The organism is Mitsuokella apri (genome assembly GCF_047974105.1).
In the GTDB taxonomy this organism is placed as follows: Bacteria; Bacillota; Negativicutes; order Selenomonadales; family Selenomonadaceae; genus Mitsuokella.
In genome coordinates this window covers 454,617-472,032 of the sequence record NZ_JBHYRS010000001.1, presented here as the reverse complement: position 1 = coordinate 472,032, position 17,416 = coordinate 454,617, and the positions used below count along the sequence as shown (strand labels likewise).

The following is a 17,416-nucleotide window of genomic DNA, read 5'->3' as shown; positions in this document are numbered from 1 at the left end:
TTTTTTCAGAGATAGAGAGATAGGAAAGGTGATTCTATGACAGCTCGTATTTTGGAAGGCAAGGTCTTTGCCCAGCAGTTCCGCGAAGATGCGAAGAAAAAGGCAGAGGCCCTTCACGCGAAGTACGGCGTGCAGCCGGGGCTGGCCGTCATCATTGTCGGCAGCAATCCCGCGTCGCAGGTCTATGTGCGCAACAAGCACAAATCCTGCGAGGCCCTTGGCATTTACTCCGAAGTCATCGAGATGCCGGAGACGACGACGAAGGAAGAACTTCTCGCGAAAATTGATGCCCTCAATGATGACAGGAAGATTCACGGTATTCTCGTGCAGCTGCCGCTTCCCAAGCAGATTGCCGCACATGAGTCCGAAATCCTCGAGCGCATCCGTCCGGAAAAGGATGTCGATGGCTTTCATCCTGTAAATGTCGGCCGTCTCGTGACGGGGGAGCCGGGCCTCGTGCCCTGCACGCCGTACGGCTGCCTGCGCATGCTCGAGCTCGCGGGCATCCCGATGGACGGTCAGCGCGCTGTCATCATCGGCCGCAGCAACATCGTCGGCAAGCCGATGCTCCATCTTCTGCTCGGCAAAAACGCGACGGTCACGATCTGTCACAGTCATACGAAGGATTTGCCCGCTGTCGCGCGCGAGGCCGATATCCTTGTGGCAGCTGTCGGCCGTCCGCGCTTTGTCACGGCCGATATGGTCAAAAAAGGAGCGACGGTCATTGATGTTGGCATCAACCGCCTTGCTCCCGATGAAGAACATCCAAAAGGCAAGCTCGTCGGCGATGTGGATTTTGAAAGCGTCAAAGAAGTGGCCGGTGCCATCACGCCGGTTCCGGGCGGCGTCGGCCTTTTGACCGTCGCCATGCTCATGGAAAATGTTGTCCGCGCTGCAGAAATGCAGCTTCGATAAATAAATATTGTTAGTGTTGTTTCCCTTACGAATTGCAGGAGGTACAGAAATGAAAACCGATGTTGAGATCGCACAGGAAGCCGAGATGCGCCCCATTCAAGAAATTGCCGCAAAGCTTGGCATCGCGGATGATGAACTCGAGCTCTATGGCAAGTACAAGGCAAAAGTCGCCCTGTCTGCGTGGGAACGTGTCAAGGATAAACCAAATGGCAAACTCATCCTCGTAACGGCTATCAACCCGACGCCGGCTGGCGAAGGCAAGACGACGACAAGTGTCGGCCTTGCCGATGCGTTCCACCGTCAGGGCAAAAAGACGGCCGTTGCTCTGCGCGAGCCTTCGCTTGGCCCGTGCTTTGGCCTCAAGGGCGGCGCTGCCGGCGGCGGCTATGCCCAGGTTGTGCCGATGGAAGATATCAACCTGCATTTTACGGGTGACTTTCACGCCATCACAACGGCTCATAACCTGCTCGCAGCTGTCATCGACAACCACATCCAGCAGGGCAATGCCCTTGACATCGATGTGCGCCGCATCACGTGGAAGCGCGTGCTGGACCTCAACGACCGCGCCCTGCGCCACGTTGTCATCGGCCTCGGCGGCAAGGCACACGGCACGCCGCGCGAGACGGGCTTTGATATCACGGTGGCCTCGGAAATGATGGCCATCCTCTGCCTCGCGAAAGACCTCGAGGATATGAAACAGCGCCTTGGTGAAATCGTCATTGGCTACAGCCGTTCGGGCCGTGCCATCCGCGCCAAGGAACTCAATGTCACGGGGGCCCTGACACTGCTCTTCAAGGACGCCATCAAGCCGAATCTCGTTCAGACGCTTGAGGGCACGCCTGCTTTCATTCACGGCGGCCCGTTCGCGAATATCGCCCACGGCTGCAACAGCGTCATGGCGACGAAATTTGCCCTGAAATTCGCGGATTATGTCATCACGGAGGCCGGCTTCGGTGCGGACCTCGGCGCGGAAAAATTCCTCGATATCAAATGCCGCTTTGCCGGCCTGAAGCCGGATGCCGTGGTTATCGTCGCCACGGTCCGCGCGCTGAAAATGCACGGCGGTCTTGACAAGAAAGAACTCAACAAAGTAGATATGGCCGCTCTTGAAAAAGGCATTGCCAACCTCACGAAGCATATCGAGAATATCCAGAAGTTCGGCCTGCCGGCTGTCGTGGCCATCAATGCCTTCCCGACGGATACGAAGGAAGAGCTCGATTTTGTCGAGAAGAAGTGCAACGAACTCGGCGCGGAAGTCGCTCTTTCCGAAGTCTGGGCCAAGGGCGGTGAAGGCGGTCTGCCCCTTGCGGACAAAGTCGAAGCTGCGACGAAAAAGCCGAACAACTTCCATTTCATTTACGATGTTAACGAGAGCATTCCCGCAAAGATTGAGAAAATCACGCGCGAGATCTACGGCGGCGATGGTGTTGACTTCACGCCGGCTGCCAAAAAACAGCTTAAGGAGATTGAAGAACTCGGCTTTGACAAGATGCCGGTCTGCATGGCCAAGACGCAGTATTCCCTGTCGGATGATGCGACGAAACTCGGCCGTCCGACGGGCTTCCGTATCACGGTTAAGGAATTGCGTGTAAGTGCCGGTGCCGGCTTCATCGTGGCCCTGACTGGCAACATCCTGACGATGCCGGGCCTGCCGAAGCATCCTGCTGCAGAGAACATGGACATTGACGTCAACGGCAAGATCACGGGCCTCTTCTAAAGCTCACCAAGATCACAAATGACGAAGGGCATGAGCACGCCCATGCAACAGAAATCGCTGTATCTTTACGATATGGCGATTTTTTGTTATCAGATAGATGATTATATGTATACAGGCATACACATTGACAAGACATATTTTCTGCGCTATTATAGATATACACCTTAAGCATATAATATATAAATATACGATATAAGTGCAATGGCGCACTGCAATCGTGGCGAAGACGGTTCGTCGGGAGCGGACTGTCTTTTTTTATGGATATATGAATAGGGGAAAATGTTTTAGGGAGGAATGTACTATGAAGAAAAATCTGAGCCGCATGGGGCTGCCTGTGGGCTTTCTCGTTCTCATCCTGCTGCTTTTGATTCCGACGCCGCCGGACCTTTCGACGGCCGGACACCGCATGCTGGCAATTCTCATTTTTTCTGTCATCATCTGGATGACAGAAGCGGTCTCTTATCCGGTATCTGCCGGCATCATCATGTCATTGATGGCCTTTTTGCTTGGCACGGCGCCGAATATGGCCAATCCGTCTAAGATGCTCGGCACGTCAGGTGCCTTGAAGATGGCACTGACCGGTTTTTCAAGCACAGCCTTGGCTCTCGTCGGTGCAGCCCTGCTGATTGCGGCAGCCATGATGAAAACGGGGCTTGATAAACGCATTGCCCTGTTCGTCCTCTCCAAAATCGGTGCCAAGACGCACCATGTACTCGCCGGCGTCATCTTTGTCGGCTTTGTGCTGAGCTTCTTCGTACCGAGCACGACGGCGCGCGTTTCCTGCATGGTGCCAATCGTCATGGGCATCATCGCTGTTTTCGGTGTTTCGCGCAAGAGCAAGTTTGCGGCCATCATGCTCATTGCCGTGGCGCAGGCTGACAGCATCTGGAATGTCGGCATCAAGACGGCAGCTGCGCAGAATATGGTCGCTCTCGGTTTTATCGAAAAGCAGCTCGGCACGACCATCAGCTGGCTTGACTGGTTTATTGCGGCAGCTCCTTTTGCCATCATCATGAGTGTCGTGCTCTATTTCGTACTGCTCAAGCTCATGCCGCCTGAGATGAAGGAAATCCCGGGAGGCAAAGAAAAAATCGAGCAGGAACTCAAGGCGCTGGGGCCCATGAAGACAGATGAAAAGAAGCTCATGTTCATTTCCCTTGTCCTGCTCTTCTTCTGGGCTACGGAAAAAATCGTTCATCCTTTCGACACCTCTTCGACGACGATTGTCGCCGTCACGCTCATGATGATGCCGGGCATCGGCATTATGACGTGGAAAGAAGTGCAGGAGCGCATCAACTGGGGCACGCTTTTGCTGTTCGGCGTCGGCATCAGCCTTGGTTCGACAATTCTCTCGACAAAAGCCGGTGAGTGGATTGCTCATGTCATAGTCAATTCCTTCGGACTTTTCGATGCTTCGGCGACGTTCATTATCGCGATTCTCGCGCTGTTCCTGATTCTCATACATCTCGGTTTTGCGAGTGCCACGGCCCTCTCTTCGGCCATGATCCCAATCTGCATCTCCGTTCTGCAGGGAGCAGCGGAAAATACAACGCTCAATGTTGTCGGCATGGTCATGATTCTGCAGTACACGATCTGTTTTGGCTTCATCCTGCCGGTCAATGCCCCGCAGAATATGATTGCCTACAGTACCGACACGTTCGAAGTCAAGGATTTCATCAAGACGGGCATTCCACTGACGATTTTTGCGTACCTGACCATCCTGCTGCTGACCAATACGTATTGGAAGTGGCTGGGACTGATTCTTTGAGTTTTAGTCATATTGTTCTATTATATAGGAGCACAGCATGTTTGCTGTGCTTTTTTATTTTGGAGGCAATGCCCTCAGGGGACAGGTATTTCCAGAAAAGAAGAGCGTACTTGCAAAATGTGGGGAAAGACTTTACAATATTATTGATATTTGTAGCTTTTTTTGACGATTACCTTTCGGAGGATCCCTATGAAACGTATCTCAGTAGAACTCGTTCCACGCGATGAGGACAGTCTGCGGCAGGAACTTTCCCTGCTTGGCAAATTCCAAAATAAAGTCGATGTCATCAATATCCCCGACCTTCTGCGTTTTCCGATTCGCAGCTGGCAGGGGGCGGCGATTGCGCAGGAACGTTTTAAAAACTCGATGCCGCATATCCGTGCGATGGATATCGATCTTGAAAAAGAGCTTACGATGAAGGATTATCTGCGCGAACACAATATTCGTGAGGTGCTTGTCATTGAAGGCGATCCGCCGCAGGATATGATGCATGAAGTTTATCCGACGAACAGTGTCGATGTCATCTGGAAGTTCCGCAAGGAGATGCCGGAAGTCAAGGTCTATGCAGGCATTGACCAGTACCGCGGCTCGATGGCGCAGGAGCTTTACCGCATCAGGCGCAAACTGCAGGCCGGTGCCGCAGGTTTCTTTACGCAGCCGTTCTTTGATATGCGCTATCTGGAAGTTTATGCCGACATGTTGCAGGGGCTTGAAGTCTATTGGGGCGTGTCACCTGTCATGAGCGCGCGTTCGCAGAGCTATTGGGAGCGCAAGAACCATGTGGTTTTCCCGCATGATTTTGAGCCGACGCTTGCATGGAGCGTGGATTTTGCGAAAAAAGTCATGGATTATGCGGAGCGTGAGGGGGCTAATGTGTATCTGATGCCGATCAAGACGAACCTCGAGGCCTATCTCGCAGGTGTTCTTGCCTGACAATGTATATAGGAGAGTGAAGTATGTTTAAAATCCTTAGCAAAGAGGAATGGTCGCCGAATGTCTACGCGATGGAGATTGAAGCGCCGCGCGTGGCAAAAAAAGCGCAGGCCGGTCAGTTCATCGTGCTGCGCGTCAATGAGCAGGGCGAACGCATCCCCTTGACGATTGCCGATTATGACCGCGAGACGGGAAAAATCCTGATTGTCTTTCAGGCTATCGGCGCCTCGACCATGGAACTCGCAGCCCTGAACGCGGGCGACAGCATCCTCGATTTTGTCGGTCCTCTTGGCCGTCCTTCGGAAATCAAGAAACTTGACGGCACGATGGTCGTCGTTGGCGGCGGCATCGGCGTTGCACCGACGTATCCGATTGCGCGCGCGATGAAAGAGGCCGGCAACAAGGTCATTGCCATCATGGGCGCAAAAAATAAGGACATCCTCATTATGGAAGACGAGATGAAGGCCGTGACGGATGAAGTCCTCGTGACGACGGATGACGGTTCGTATGGCATCAAGGGCTTTGTCACGAATGCCGTGCAGGCTCTTGTCGACCGCGGCGAAAAAATTGCGCAGATTACGGCCATTGGCCCCGTCATCATGATGAAGAGTGTGGCCGACGCGACGCGTGACCTTGGCATCCACACGGTCGTATCGTTGAATCCAATCATGGTCGACGGCACGGGCATGTGCGGCGGCTGCCGCGTGACCATTGGCGGCGAGACGAAGTTTGCCTGTGTCGATGGTCCGGAGTTTGACGGCCATCTCGTGGACTTCAAGGGACTTATGAGCCGCCAGCGCATGTACCGCGACAAAGAAGCCATCGAAAAAGACCATGTCTGCCATATCGGTCTGGGAGGAGAAAAGTAATGGCCCTGATACTCAAGAAACATGAAATGCCGGTGCAGGACCCGAAGGTCCGTGCCCATAATTTTGATGAAGTCGCCCTCGGCTACGATGAAGATACGGCTGTGGCCGAAGCGGAACGCTGCCTGCACTGCAAAGTGCCGCAGTGCCGCAAGGGCTGTCCTGTTGCCATCGACATTCCGACCTTCATCGGCAAGCTCAAGGAACGCGATTTTGACGGCGCCATTGCGACCATTAAAGAATCCAATGCCCTGCCGGCCATTTGCGGCCGCGTCTGCCCGCAGGAAAATCAGTGCGAGAAGCACTGCATCCTCGCCAAGCGCGGAGAAGCTGTCGCCATCGGCCGTCTCGAGCGTTTTGTCGCGGACCGCGAGCTTGCTGCCAATAAAGAGGTCAAGCCTGTTGAACGTAAAAAAGATGCTCAGAAAGTCGCCGTCATTGGTGCAGGGCCTTCCGGCCTTTCATGCGCCGGCGACCTCGCCAAGAAAGGCTACGATGTAACGATTTTTGAGGCCCTGCACAAGGCCGGCGGCGTGCTGTCCTACGGTATTCCGGAATTCCGCCTGCCGAAGGACACGGTCGTCAAGAAGGAAATCGAGAACATCGAAAAACTCGGCGTCAAGATTGAACTCGATTCTGTCGCCGGCCGCCTTTACACGGTCGATGAGCTCATGCAGGAAGAGGGCTTTGATGCCGTCTTTATCGGTACGGGCGCAGGTTTGCCGCGTTTTCAGGGCATTCCGGGCGAGAGCCTCAACGGCGTTTATTCGGCCAACGAGTTCTTGACGCGCTGCAATCTCATGAAAGCGTATAAATTCCCGGAATACGCGACGCCGATTCAGGTCGGCAGACACGTCGCCGTAGTCGGCGGCGGCAATGTCGCGATGGATGCAGCCCGCACGGCTCTGCGCCTTGGAGCTGAAAAAGTTTCCATTATATACCGCCGCAGCGAGGCCGAAATCCCCGCGCGCGCGGAAGAAGTCGGCCATGCTAAGGAAGAGGGAATCGATTTCAAGCTCCTGACGAATCCGGTCGAAGTGCTCGGCGATGAGAACGGCTGGGTCAAGGGCCTTCGCTGCATCCGCATGGAACTCGGTGAGCCGGATGCTTCGGGCCGCCGCCGTCCGATTCCAATCGAAGGTTCAGAATTCAATATGGAGATGGACACGGTCATCATCGCCATTGGCACGGGTCCAAACCCGATTATCGCGCATACGACACCGGGGCTTGAGACGACAAAGCGCGGCAATATCGCGGCAGACGAAGAGACGTGCGCAACGTCCAAGGAAGGCGTCTTTGCGGGCGGCGATATCGTCACGGGCGCCGCGACGGTCATTCTCGCGATGGGAGCAGGACGCAAGGCTGCTGCGGCCATCGACAAGTATTTGCAGAGCAAGAAGAAATAAGAAATGATGGATTTTACAGCAATCGACTTTGAGACGGCTACCGGAGCGCGCAATTCAGCCTGCAGCGTAGCTGTCGTGACGATTCGCGGCGGCCAGCTGGCAGACTCGTATTATACGCTGATCCGACCGCCTGAGAATCGCTACAGTTATTTCAATACCCAGATTCACGGCCTTACGGAAAAAGATACGGCAAATGTCGCTGATTTTGCCGGTATCTGGCCGGAGCTTCGGGAGCATCTGGCAGGACAGCTGGTCGTTGCCCATAATGCCAAATTCGATATGGGCGTCCTGCGGGCCTGCCTGACTCTGTATGGCCTTTCTGCACCGGATTTTTCTTACTGCGATACCGTGGCAATTGCGCGCAGGGCCTGGCCGAATCTTGCCAATCATAAACTCAGTACGGTCGGAGCATACCTCAATCTGCATTTCCGCCATCACGATGCCTTGGAAGATGCCAAGGCCTGTGCGGCAATTCCGATTCGTGCGGGGCAGGAACTTTCGGATGCAAGCCTTGAGGCCCTCGCGCGTCATCTCGGCATCCGCATTTCGCCATTTGCCTTCCGGCCCAGCGGACTTTTCGGCTAAGCAGGAGCAGAGAAAGAAGGATAATATGATTTTGGTCAGTGCGTGCCTTTTAGGGCATAAAGTCAAATACAACGGCGGCAGCAATGACCATGCACTGCTGCAGAAATACAATGCGCGCGGCCGCTTTGTCGCTGTCTGCCCGGAGTGCTTCGGCAGACTGCCCGTACCGCGTACACCGATGGAGATCCGCTATGGTACGGGGCGCAAGGTTTTGGAGGACAGGGCAAAAATCGTCGACGCTGAGGGACATGATTTGACCGCGGCGATGCGGCTTGGGGCGGAGAAGGTCCTGCGCATTGCCGAGACCTATCATGCGGAAACCGCTATTCTGAAGGACGGCAGTCCTTCCTGCGGTGTACACCGCATCTACGATGGCAGCTTCACGGGGACTAAAATCCGTGGCACTGGCGTGACTGCGGCCCTGCTGCAGCAGCATGGCCTGACTGTCTATTCGGAAGAGGATATGACGCCTGACCGTTTGGAAGAGCTCATTGCCGAAGATATCCGCCGTGATAATTATCGGTTATGAGCGGGAGCCCTTACTTTATATTGATTTATTATTATCTTTTTTTGATATACGGAAATATAGGCTTTGTGTTTAACAAGCCTATATTTTTTTTCTTAGTATGAAAGTAAATAATAGTAAACGCTTGCAGAAACCGTTCCCATATGCTATACTAAAAACAGTTCCAATAAGAACAAGCCGAAGTATCGCTAGGGGAAATATGAGGAAACATGGACACTCATAAAAGAAGCGATGCGAAACAATCATCTTTTAGGGGGAGTTTATTATGAAGAAGACTCTGGTATCCGCACTCACGACTGCTCTGGTTGTCGGCGCCGCATCGACTACGTTCGCTGCCGCCAATCCGTTCTCGGATGTACCGGCTGACCATTGGGCTTACGACGCTGTATCGCAGCTCGCAGCTGACGGCGTTATCGAAGGTTATGGCGACACGACCTTCCGCGGAAATCAGAACATCACGCGTTATGAGATGGCCCAGATGATCGCAAAGGCCATGGCCAAGAGCGATGTCTCCGCTGCCGACAAGGCTCTCATCGACAAACTCGCTGCCGAGTTCTCCGATGAACTCAACAACCTTGGCGTCCGCGTCAGCAACCTCGAGCGCAATGCCGACAAAGTAAAATGGAACGGCCTCGTCGAGTACACGTATACGAGCACGCGTCATGATGCCGGCACGACGGCCAAAGAGCGCAAGTATAACGATGATGACCTCGTCTTCCGTCTCGAGCCGAAAGCCGAAATCAACAAAAACTGGGATGTACATGCCCGTCTCGATGCTGATTTAAAACTTGATAAAGACAAAGGTGGCGACAATGACGGCAAAGTTGACCTCAAGCGTGTTTGGGCTGAAGGTCATTATGACAACTTCAATGTCAAGCTCGGTAAACTGCCGAATGCCATCAATCTCATTTCAACGACGGATGACCCGTATTCCGGTGCAGCCGTAACGTTCGGCAAGGACCTCAAGGTTACGATGGAAGCCGGCCGCCTCGACGCAACGCAGTTTGGTGATTTTGGCCGCGATTTGAAGGGACAGATGAACAACGTATTTAAGAGTACGGATGATACGACGAATTTCCAGGCTGTCAATCTCGGCTACGCCAAGAACAAATTCTATGGCAACACTGGTTATGAGCATATGAGCGGTGCTACGTTCACTGGCAGCCTGCCGAAAGCTTATAACAGCGATTACAAGGCTGGTCAGGACAACGAGTTTAAGGCGAATATTTGGTTTGTCAATGCCGGCTATCGCTTCGACCATAATAATTTCTTCAAGGCAGAATATGCCCAGAACACGAAGGCTGACAACTACAAGAACGCCTACAGCTTCGAGTACGATTACAAGGGGGCTCAGCAGGAGAACCCAGGCACTTGGGGCATGTACCTTGCTTACCGCAACCTCGGCCAGTACGCTGCTCCATGGTCGACGTACGGCGATGGTGTTGACGGCGGCCAGAAAGGCATCGAAGTCGGCACGACTTATACGGCCTTCAAGAACATCCAGTTCGTTGCCAAATACTTCAACGGCAAGGATATTGCTGCAGACAAAGATGCATCGAAACTCTTCGGCCGTATCGATGTGTACTTCTGATTATCAGAACTCCCAATTACATATCAGGCATACAAAAAAGACAGCTTTGCGGCTGCCTTTTTTTGATACAGAAAGATAGAGATTTCAGTGGAATACATACTGCAGCAGAAGCATATAGGAAATCGTGCCGCCCGCGATGGATAAGAGCATCTGCCGTTTCCATCTGTGCAGCAGAATCGTGATGAGAATGCCGAGCATTTCCGGCAGGCCATAATTGCCTGTGGTAAAGGAAACATCTTTGAGGCAGTAGACGACGAGCATGGCGAAAATCGCGCAGGGCAGGGCGCGGCCGAGATATTGGATGTAATCGGGCGTGGGTTTTTTTGAAGAAAAGACGAGGAAAGGCAAAAAGCGCGTGAGCATCGTGCCGATGGCGCACATGGCAATCGTGATGACTTGTTCCGAAAGTGTCATTTAAATTCCCTTCCTTTCAAGCGGACCGCGAATCAGCGTCAACGTCACGAGAATGCAGAGCATCGATGGGATGATGAAGGCCTGACTGCCGAAGGCATTGAGGCAGAGAAAAGACGCCGCAAGGCCGACATAGGCCGTGATATGCGAATGCTCGCGCTCATACTGTTCCATGAAGATGACGACAAACATGGCCGTCATGACAAAGCCGAGTCCCTGTGTGTCAAACGTCAGGTAAGAACCGACGAGACCGCCGATGGTTGCACCGCTGACCCAATAGAATTCGTTGAGCAGTGTGACAAAGACCATGAACCAGCTCTTATCGACATCCTGTGGAACTTTGGCGGTGAAGTTGATGGAAAACGTCTCATCGCACATGCCGTAGATTAAATAATATTTTTTCCAGCCCGTTCCCCTGAATTTGTCGAGCATGGCAATGCCGTAGAAGAGATGGCGTGCCTGTATGAGGATGGCCATCAGAAAGGCCTGCAGAGGAGCAAAAGGCGACAGCAGCATGGTGACAGTGACGAACTCGAGTGAACCGCCGAAAATGACAATACTCATGATCATCGGATAGATAAAGGAAAAACCGGATACATTGGCATAAATGCCATAGGCAAGTCCCAAAAACCAGAATCCTGCAAAAATCGGGATAGTGTAGGGAAAGGCTGCCCGCAGTGCGCGCATTTTCATCTTGCAGATTCCTTTCTGTAGTATTATAATTGACGATAGATTTTTATATTGAACGATGTAGCCTTATCTTACCGTCAGCCGGGAGAAAAGTCAAGGCAAAGGAGGAATTCTCATGAATGTTAACGAAATCATTGCTGTCAATCTGCAGGACCTCCGTCTGCGCCAAAATAAAAGCCTTGGTCAGCTGGCAGAAGAAACGGGACTTTCGAAAGCCGTATTGTCGAATATTGAAAAGGGCAGGGCCAATCCGACCATCAATACCATTTGGAAGATTGCCGAGGCGCTGCATGTGCCGTATTCGGCGCTTTTGGAGCCGCGTCAGGCCGCAGCCCATAAAATTGCCCAGTCGGACCTGGTCATGCAGAGCGATGAACAGGGGCATTACCGCATTGGCTGTTATTATCCGAGTACGCCGGAGCGTGACTTTGAATGTTTTCTGCTGTCCTTTGACCCGGGCGTCACGCATGTGACGGAAGGGCATACGGAGCATTCGCATGAATACATTTTTGTGCGCGAGGGAAAATTGAAGCTCGAAGTAGCCGGACAGTTTTTTTACCTGCAGACCGGCGACTCCCTGACATTTGACGCGACGCTGCGTCATATTTACACGAATGAGGGTGAAGGAATCAGTGAAGCCCTCTGTATCAATCATTACCCGCGGGGATGACATGATTGATTTTGGGGCTGACGGCGCACAAGAACAAAAATTTTTTATTGGTGCGGAAAAAAGTTCTTGCATTCCTGCGCGTTATCCATTATAATAATACAAGTCGATACGCGAGTATCAAGACATTTTATATTCCTCGATAGCTCAGCCGGTAGAGCACCTGACTGTTAATCAGGCTGTCGCAGGTTCGAATCCTGCTCGAGGAGCCAATGGCGCCATCGTCAAGCGGTTAAGACACCGCCCTTTCACGGCGGGTTCATGGGTTCGAATCCCATTGGCGTCACCATTGGGCGATTAGCTCAGCTGGGAGAGCGCTTGCCTTACAAGCAAGATGTCAGCAGTTCGATCCTGTTATCGCCCACCAATTTAGAAGCATAGCTGCCGTGAGGCAGCTTTTTTTGTTAGCTTAAAACAGAAAGTCAGGGGTCTTTCATGAATACAGGAAAAAGACGTGAACTTTTACTGAAACGCCTGCAGGAAGCTTCGCAGCCATTGACTGGTACAAAACTCGCGCGTGAGCTCGGCGTCAGCCGCCAAATTATCGTGGGGGATATCAGCATCCTGCGTGCGGAGGGCGTACAGGTCTATGCTACGCCGCGCGGCTACATCATGCCGCGCGATGAAAAAACACAGGCACTGAAGGCCACCATTGTCTGCCGCCATGATGCGGCCGGCATGGAAAAGGAACTGGAGACTGTTGTCGATAACGGGGGTTCGGTGCTCGATGTCATTGTGGAGCATCCCGTTTACGGACCCATCCGCGGCGACCTTTTGATTGAAAGCCGGCGCGACATCAAACGCTTTCTGACGAAGATGAAGAAATGTCAGGCCAATCCGCTGCTCGTGGTGACCGGCGGCACTCATATGCATACGATACAGGTTCCCGATGAAGAGGCTTTGACAGTCATCCGCAAAGAATTACAATCTCTTGGTATTCTTGTGGAAGATTGAGCCTATAATATTATCAGAAAATACCCAATTGCATCATACTGCATTTCTGTAGTATAATGTAGGCATTGATTCGAAACGGGAAGTTTTTCTAACCCATATATTTGTGTAAAGGAGATGGATGATGCGTGAAGGAACTGCTTAAGGAAATGCACAGCTGGATGGATGCTTATATGAAATCATTCCATACAGACGATGAAGAAGTCATGCAGGGGATCCGCATCAAGGAAATACACACTGGCTATGTCACGGCAATTGCAGTGCAGCTGGCAAAGCATCTGCAGCTTTCCGAGCATGACGTGAAGCTGGCGGAAATCATGGGACTTTTCCATGATGTTGGCCGCTTCCGCCAGTACAGCCTCTATAAGACGTTCAATGACGCGGCGTCGGAAGATCATGCAGACCTCGGCCTCAAGGTGCTTTCCGAACTCGCCTTTATGAAGAAGCTCGCACCGGAAGATGAAACGCTGGTACGCTTTGCCATTGGCCGTCATAATAAGAAAGAAATCGGTCCGGCACCGAGTAAAAAGGCACTGCTTTTTGCAAAGCTGCTGCGCGATGCTGACAAGCTCGATATTTACCGTGTGCTTTCGCCATATCTGGGACCGGAAAATGCGGACAAGGCGCCAAAATTCATCGCAGCGGATGCCAGCCAGCTCATCAGCCCGGATTTCATAGAGGACTTTAAAGCTGGGCGTCAGGCCGATTACCGGAAACTGCGCACGTATGGCGACCGCAAGCTCGTGCGGCTTTTGTGGATTTATGACATCAATTTCAGCTGGACGCTCAGGGAGATTGTCAAGCGCGGCTATGTCGACCGCATCATTCATTATTTGCCTGAGCAGCCGGGTGTTGATGAAGGGGTGAAGAGGCTGCGCGCTTATATTGCGAAAAAATGTGCGCAGGAGGACGCAGCGGAACTTTGATTTTAAGCTGCGTTTCCGTTTTACGTTTGTTTTGCATTTTATGAAATGATAGAAACATAAGGAGAGAAATCAGATGGCAGAAAAAATTACGGTGGCTTCGAATTTCATTCAGAACATGATTGAAGAAGACCTCAAGAACGGCAAATATACAGAAGGCATTCACACGCGTTTTCCACCAGAGCCGAATGGTTACCTGCATATCGGTCATGCCAAGTCCATCTGCCTGAATTTTGGCCTGGCAGAATACAATCATGGCCTTTGCAATCTGCGTTTCGATGATACGAATCCGACCAAGGAAGACACGGAATATGTCGATTCCATTCAGCGCGATATCCGCTGGCTCGGTTTCAGCTGGGGCAATCGCAAATTCTATGCTTCGGATTACTTCGACAAGCTCTATGATTTTGCTGTCACGCTTATCAAGAAGGGGCTGGCTTATGTCGATGACCTTTCTGCAGAGGAAATCAAGGCTTACCGCGGCACGCTGACGGAACCGGGCAAGGAAAGCCCTTACCGCAATCGCAGCATCGAGGAGAATCTCGACCTCTTCGCACGCATGAAGGCCGGAGAATTTGCCGATGGTGAGAAGGTCCTGCGCGCCAAGATCGATATGGCTTCGCCGAACCTCGTCATGCGCGACACGGTCATCTATCGCATTGCCCATGTGAGCCATCACCGCACGGGCGACAAATGGTGCATCTATCCGATGTATGATTTTGCACATCCGCTCTCAGATGCCATTGAGGGCATCACGCATTCTGTCTGCACGCTCGAATTCGAGGAGCACCGCCCGTTCTATGACTGGCTGCTTGACTCGCTGGGCTTTGACCCGAACACGCGTCCGCGCCAGATTGAGTTTGCCCGCCTGAACCTCACGAATACGGTCACGAGCAAGCGTAAGCTGCGTCAGCTCGTCGAAGAGGGCTATGTGCGCGGCTGGGATGACCCGCGCATGCCGACCATTTCCGGCTTGCGCCGCCGCGGCTATACGCCGGCGTCCATCCGCAATTTCTGCAGGGAAATCGGTGTGGCTAAGGCCGACAGCATCGTCGATGTCTCGATGCTCGAGCATGAAGTCCGCGCTGACCTCAACGAGAATGCCGACCGCGTCATGGCTGTCCTGCATCCTCTGAAGGTCGTCATCACGAATTATCCGGAAGACAAGGAAGAATGGCTGCTCGCAGACAACAATCCGATTCATGGCGGCCACCGCTTCGTGCCATTCTCCCGCACGCTCTACATTGAGCAGGAAGATTTCATGGAAGAGCCGCCGAAGAAGTACTTCCGCCTCAAACCGGGCGGAGAGGTTCGTCTCAAACATGCGTATATCATCAAATGCGACGAAGTCATCAGGGATGAGCAGGGCAATGTCGTAGAGCTGCACTGCACGGCAGACCTCGATTCGAAGACGGGCGGCGCTACGGCAGGCCGCAAGGTCAAGGGAACGATTCACTGGGTGGCAGAGAAGACGGCGCTCAAGGCAGAAGTCCGTCTCTACGATTACCTCATTGAGACCGATGAGAACGGCAATGTGCCGAAGGATTTTATCGCTGCCCTCAACAAGAATTCTCTGAAGGTCATCGATAATGCCCTGATTGAGCCTTCTGTCAAGCTTACGGCAGCTGGCACGCATTACCAGTTCCTGCGCGTCGGCTATTTTGTCGTGGATCCTGACACGACACCTGAGCATCTGGTCTTTAACCGCGTGGTCGGACTGCGTGACAGCTGGGCCAAAGTCAATAAATAAGTGCTGCAAGGATACCATATTGAAATCTTATAGAAGGTGACGTTTATGTCTAAGATCCCTAAGAATCTGTCTGACAAGGACATGTTCAAGGATTATGTAGAAGATACATCCATAGAAGACCGCTTCATTGCGGCTGAGAAAAAAGCGAAGAAGAAACAGCAGGAACAGGTAACGCCGTCTGCTGACTTCCTGCGCGCCGGCTTCACCCCACAGCTTACAGAAGAACTCGCGAAAGCCCTCCTGCAGCTTAAGATGGAACTCTTTCGCGCGGATATCAAGAATTATACCTTCAAGATCAAGCGCGATGGCGAGAATATCGTGCTGATCCCGAAGTATAAGAAATAAATAGGGAAGTTTTTAGGGAAAGAAGTGGATTCTATTGGTTAGTACAACGACGATTGCAATCGTCATCTTCGTTGCTGCTTACGCACTGATCATTTCAGAAAAGGTTCATCGAACCATTGTCGGTATCTTTGGTGCTATGCTCATGATCCTGTTCGGTGTCATCGATCAGGATACAGCAATTCGTCATATTGACTTCAACACACTCGGCCTGCTCATGGGCATGATGATTATCGTCAATATCACGAGTGAAACGGGACTTTTTAATTTCCTAGCAATCTGGTCGGCCAAGAAAGTCAAGGCACGCCCGATTGCCCTGCTGGTTGCCCTGTCAGCCTTGACCATGGTCTGCTCGGCCTTTCTCGATAACGTCACGACCGTCCTGCTGACGGTGCCAATTACCTTCAGTATCACGGCACAGCTCAAGGTCGATGTCAAGCCGTATCTGATCTCGCAGATCCTGGCTTCGAATATCGGCGGTACGGCCACGCTCATCGGTGACCCGCCGAACATCATGATCGGCAGTGCTGTCGGCCTGAACTTCATGGACTTCATGGCAAACCTCTCCGGTATCGCCGTCCTGATTTTCTTTGTTGTCGAACTCGTGCTCATCGCGATTTATGGCAAAGAACTCAAGACGCAGCCGGATTTGCAGGAAAAGGTCATGCGCCTCAACGCGCACAGCCAGATTGCCAATCCGAAGCTCCTGAAGAAATGCCTTTTCGTCATTGCCCTGACCATTGGCCTCTTCGTTGTTCACGGCTATCTCGGCCTGCAGACGGCAACGGCTGCACTCTCTGGTGCCGGCCTCCTGCTGCTCATCACTTACACGCGTGATGAGGGCATGATCACGAAAGTGCTTTCCAAGATTGAATGGACCGCTATTTTCTTCTTTGCCGGACTCTTTGTTCTCGTCGGTGCTCTTGTCGAGACGGGCGTCATCAAGTTCCTCGCTGCCGAGGCCATCAAGCTCACAAATGGCAGCGTCAATGCAACGGCCATGCTGATTCTCTGGATGAGTGCCTTTGCTTCGGCCTTTATTGATAACATCCCGTTTGTTGCTACGCTCATTCCGCTCATTCAGGATATGGGCCAGATGGGCCTCACGAATCTCGACCCGATGTGGTGGTCGCTCGCACTCGGTGCCTGCCTCGGCGGCAACGGCACGCTCATCGGCGCCAGCGCCAACGTCGTCGTCGCTTCGATGGCAGCGCAGCGCGGCAAACAGATGTCGTTCCTTGGCTTCATGAAGATTGCTTTCCCAATCATGATCATGACCATTGCCATTTCGAGCGCTTATGTATGGCTGCGTTATCTGCTCTGATAAAGTATCCGCTGCTCATGAAAAAGAAAAAATCAGCCCTGTGGATAATTT

17 protein-coding genes and 3 tRNA genes are annotated in these 17,416 nt (G+C 52.5%); 18 read left to right on the top strand and 2 right to left on the bottom strand.

Annotated elements, in window-relative coordinates; translation table 11 throughout:
• Positions 1-36 precede the first annotated feature (36 nt).
• The 9 genes from folD to ACE419_RS02155 all read left to right on the top strand — a co-directional run bounded on the left by folD (position 37) and on the right by ACE419_RS02155 (position 10,307).
• On the top strand, positions 37-915 hold the full coding sequence (folD, locus tag ACE419_RS02195) for a bifunctional methylenetetrahydrofolate dehydrogenase/methenyltetrahydrofolate cyclohydrolase FolD (protein ID WP_435720868.1): 879 nt from the start codon (positions 37-39) through the stop codon (positions 913-915).
• 49 nt (positions 916-964) lie between these two features.
• Positions 965-2,632: a formate--tetrahydrofolate ligase gene (locus ACE419_RS02190; protein WP_435720867.1), complete on the top strand. Its 1,668-nt coding sequence runs from the start codon at positions 965-967 to the stop codon at positions 2,630-2,632.
• Positions 2,633-2,933: 301 nt separating this feature from the next.
• Positions 2,934-4,400: a DASS family sodium-coupled anion symporter gene (locus tag ACE419_RS02185; protein WP_435720866.1), complete on the top strand. Its 1,467-nt coding sequence runs from the start codon at positions 2,934-2,936 to the stop codon at positions 4,398-4,400.
• A 189-nt stretch (positions 4,401-4,589) separates the two neighbouring features.
• Positions 4,590-5,333, top strand: coding sequence for a methylenetetrahydrofolate reductase (locus tag ACE419_RS02180; RefSeq protein WP_432648361.1), 744 nt, complete (start codon positions 4,590-4,592; stop codon positions 5,331-5,333).
• 23 nt (positions 5,334-5,356) lie between these two features.
• Complete coding sequence (locus tag ACE419_RS02175; RefSeq protein WP_435720865.1) at positions 5,357-6,202, top strand: sulfide/dihydroorotate dehydrogenase-like FAD/NAD-binding protein; 846 nt, start codon at positions 5,357-5,359, stop codon at positions 6,200-6,202.
• A complete protein-coding gene (gltA, locus tag ACE419_RS02170; protein ID WP_435720864.1) occupies positions 6,202-7,605 on the top strand; it encodes an NADPH-dependent glutamate synthase in 1,404 nt (467 codons plus the stop codon). The genes ACE419_RS02175 and gltA overlap by 1 nt, the downstream gene beginning before the upstream one ends.
• A gap of 3 nt (positions 7,606-7,608) precedes the next feature.
• Positions 7,609-8,190, top strand: coding sequence for a 3'-5' exonuclease (locus tag ACE419_RS02165; RefSeq protein ID WP_432648308.1), 582 nt, complete (start codon positions 7,609-7,611; stop codon positions 8,188-8,190).
• A gap of 25 nt (positions 8,191-8,215) precedes the next feature.
• Positions 8,216-8,719 (top strand): 2-thiouracil desulfurase family protein, encoded by a 504-nt coding sequence (locus ACE419_RS02160; RefSeq protein ID WP_435720863.1) that lies wholly within the window; start codon positions 8,216-8,218, stop codon positions 8,717-8,719.
• 262 nt (positions 8,720-8,981) lie between these two features.
• A complete protein-coding gene (locus ACE419_RS02155; protein WP_435720862.1) occupies positions 8,982-10,307 on the top strand; it encodes an S-layer homology domain-containing protein in 1,326 nt (441 codons plus the stop codon).
• Between the two features lie 84 nt (positions 10,308-10,391).
• Here the strand turns inward: ACE419_RS02155 and ACE419_RS02150 are convergent, their stop codons facing one another.
• On the bottom strand, positions 10,392-10,721 hold the full coding sequence (locus ACE419_RS02150) for a branched-chain amino acid transporter permease (protein ID WP_432648523.1): 330 nt from the start codon (positions 10,719-10,721) through the stop codon (positions 10,392-10,394).
• Positions 10,722-11,411: an AzlC family ABC transporter permease gene (locus ACE419_RS02145; protein WP_435720861.1), complete on the bottom strand. Its 690-nt coding sequence runs from the start codon at positions 11,409-11,411 to the stop codon at positions 10,722-10,724. It lies immediately after the preceding gene.
• Between the two features lie 112 nt (positions 11,412-11,523).
• On the opposite strand from ACE419_RS02145, the gene ACE419_RS02140 reads away from it, so the two are divergent.
• From ACE419_RS02140 to ACE419_RS02100, 9 genes are all read left to right on the top strand, one after another.
• Positions 11,524-12,078: a helix-turn-helix domain-containing protein gene (locus tag ACE419_RS02140; RefSeq protein WP_435720860.1), complete on the top strand. Its 555-nt coding sequence runs from the start codon at positions 11,524-11,526 to the stop codon at positions 12,076-12,078.
• A 133-nt stretch (positions 12,079-12,211) separates the two neighbouring features.
• Positions 12,212-12,287: transfer RNA gene (locus tag ACE419_RS02135), tRNA-Asn, on the top strand.
• 2 nt (positions 12,288-12,289) lie between these two features.
• Positions 12,290-12,364, top strand: a tRNA-Glu gene (locus ACE419_RS02130).
• Between the two features lie 2 nt (positions 12,365-12,366).
• Positions 12,367-12,442 (top strand) — tRNA-Val (locus ACE419_RS02125).
• Positions 12,443-12,510: 68 nt separating this feature from the next.
• On the top strand, positions 12,511-13,029 hold the full coding sequence (locus ACE419_RS02120; RefSeq protein ID WP_432646074.1) for a transcription repressor NadR: 519 nt from the start codon (positions 12,511-12,513) through the stop codon (positions 13,027-13,029).
• A 125-nt stretch (positions 13,030-13,154) separates the two neighbouring features.
• Complete coding sequence (locus tag ACE419_RS02115; RefSeq protein WP_435720859.1) at positions 13,155-13,952, top strand: HD domain-containing protein; 798 nt, start codon at positions 13,155-13,157, stop codon at positions 13,950-13,952.
• A 73-nt stretch (positions 13,953-14,025) separates the two neighbouring features.
• A complete protein-coding gene (locus tag ACE419_RS02110; RefSeq protein ID WP_435720858.1) occupies positions 14,026-15,699 on the top strand; it encodes a glutamine--tRNA ligase/YqeY domain fusion protein in 1,674 nt (557 codons plus the stop codon).
• A gap of 45 nt (positions 15,700-15,744) precedes the next feature.
• On the top strand, positions 15,745-16,044 hold the full coding sequence (locus tag ACE419_RS02105) for a hypothetical protein (protein ID WP_432646077.1): 300 nt from the start codon (positions 15,745-15,747) through the stop codon (positions 16,042-16,044).
• Between the two features lie 34 nt (positions 16,045-16,078).
• Positions 16,079-17,365 carry an ArsB/NhaD family transporter gene (locus tag ACE419_RS02100; RefSeq protein WP_432646078.1) on the top strand — a complete coding sequence of 429 codons (1,287 nt, stop codon included), beginning with the start codon at positions 16,079-16,081 and terminating at the stop codon, positions 17,363-17,365.
• Positions 17,366-17,416: the final 51 nt, after the last annotated feature.

Bases quoted from the DNA above. Each gene is read 5' to 3' on its own strand.
- ACE419_RS02160 (WP_435720863.1), top strand. From the start codon at position 8,216: ATGATTTTGGTCAGTGCGTGCCTTTTAGGGCATAAAGTCAAATACAAC.
- ACE419_RS02120 (WP_432646074.1), top strand. From the start codon at position 12,511: ATGAATACAGGAAAAAGACGTGAACTTTTACTGAAACGCCTGCAGGAA.
- ACE419_RS02150 (WP_432648523.1), bottom strand. From the start codon at position 10,721: ATGACACTTTCGGAACAAGTCATCACGATTGCCATGTGCGCCATCGGC.
- gltA (WP_435720864.1), top strand. From the start codon at position 6,202: ATGGCCCTGATACTCAAGAAACATGAAATGCCGGTGCAGGACCCGAAG.
- ACE419_RS02185 (WP_435720866.1), top strand. From the start codon at position 2,934: ATGAAGAAAAATCTGAGCCGCATGGGGCTGCCTGTGGGCTTTCTCGTT.
- ACE419_RS02155 (WP_435720862.1), top strand. From the start codon at position 8,982: ATGAAGAAGACTCTGGTATCCGCACTCACGACTGCTCTGGTTGTCGGC.
- ACE419_RS02165 (WP_432648308.1), top strand. From the start codon at position 7,609: ATGATGGATTTTACAGCAATCGACTTTGAGACGGCTACCGGAGCGCGC.
- ACE419_RS02190 (WP_435720867.1), top strand. From the start codon at position 965: ATGAAAACCGATGTTGAGATCGCACAGGAAGCCGAGATGCGCCCCATT.
- ACE419_RS02145 (WP_435720861.1), bottom strand. From the start codon at position 11,411: ATGAAAATGCGCGCACTGCGGGCAGCCTTTCCCTACACTATCCCGATT.
- ACE419_RS02140 (WP_435720860.1), top strand. From the start codon at position 11,524: ATGAATGTTAACGAAATCATTGCTGTCAATCTGCAGGACCTCCGTCTG.
- ACE419_RS02105 (WP_432646077.1), top strand. From the start codon at position 15,745: ATGTCTAAGATCCCTAAGAATCTGTCTGACAAGGACATGTTCAAGGAT.
- folD (WP_435720868.1), top strand. From the start codon at position 37: ATGACAGCTCGTATTTTGGAAGGCAAGGTCTTTGCCCAGCAGTTCCGC.
- ACE419_RS02110 (WP_435720858.1), top strand. From the start codon at position 14,026: ATGGCAGAAAAAATTACGGTGGCTTCGAATTTCATTCAGAACATGATT.
- ACE419_RS02175 (WP_435720865.1), top strand. From the start codon at position 5,357: ATGTTTAAAATCCTTAGCAAAGAGGAATGGTCGCCGAATGTCTACGCG.
- ACE419_RS02180 (WP_432648361.1), top strand. From the start codon at position 4,590: ATGAAACGTATCTCAGTAGAACTCGTTCCACGCGATGAGGACAGTCTG.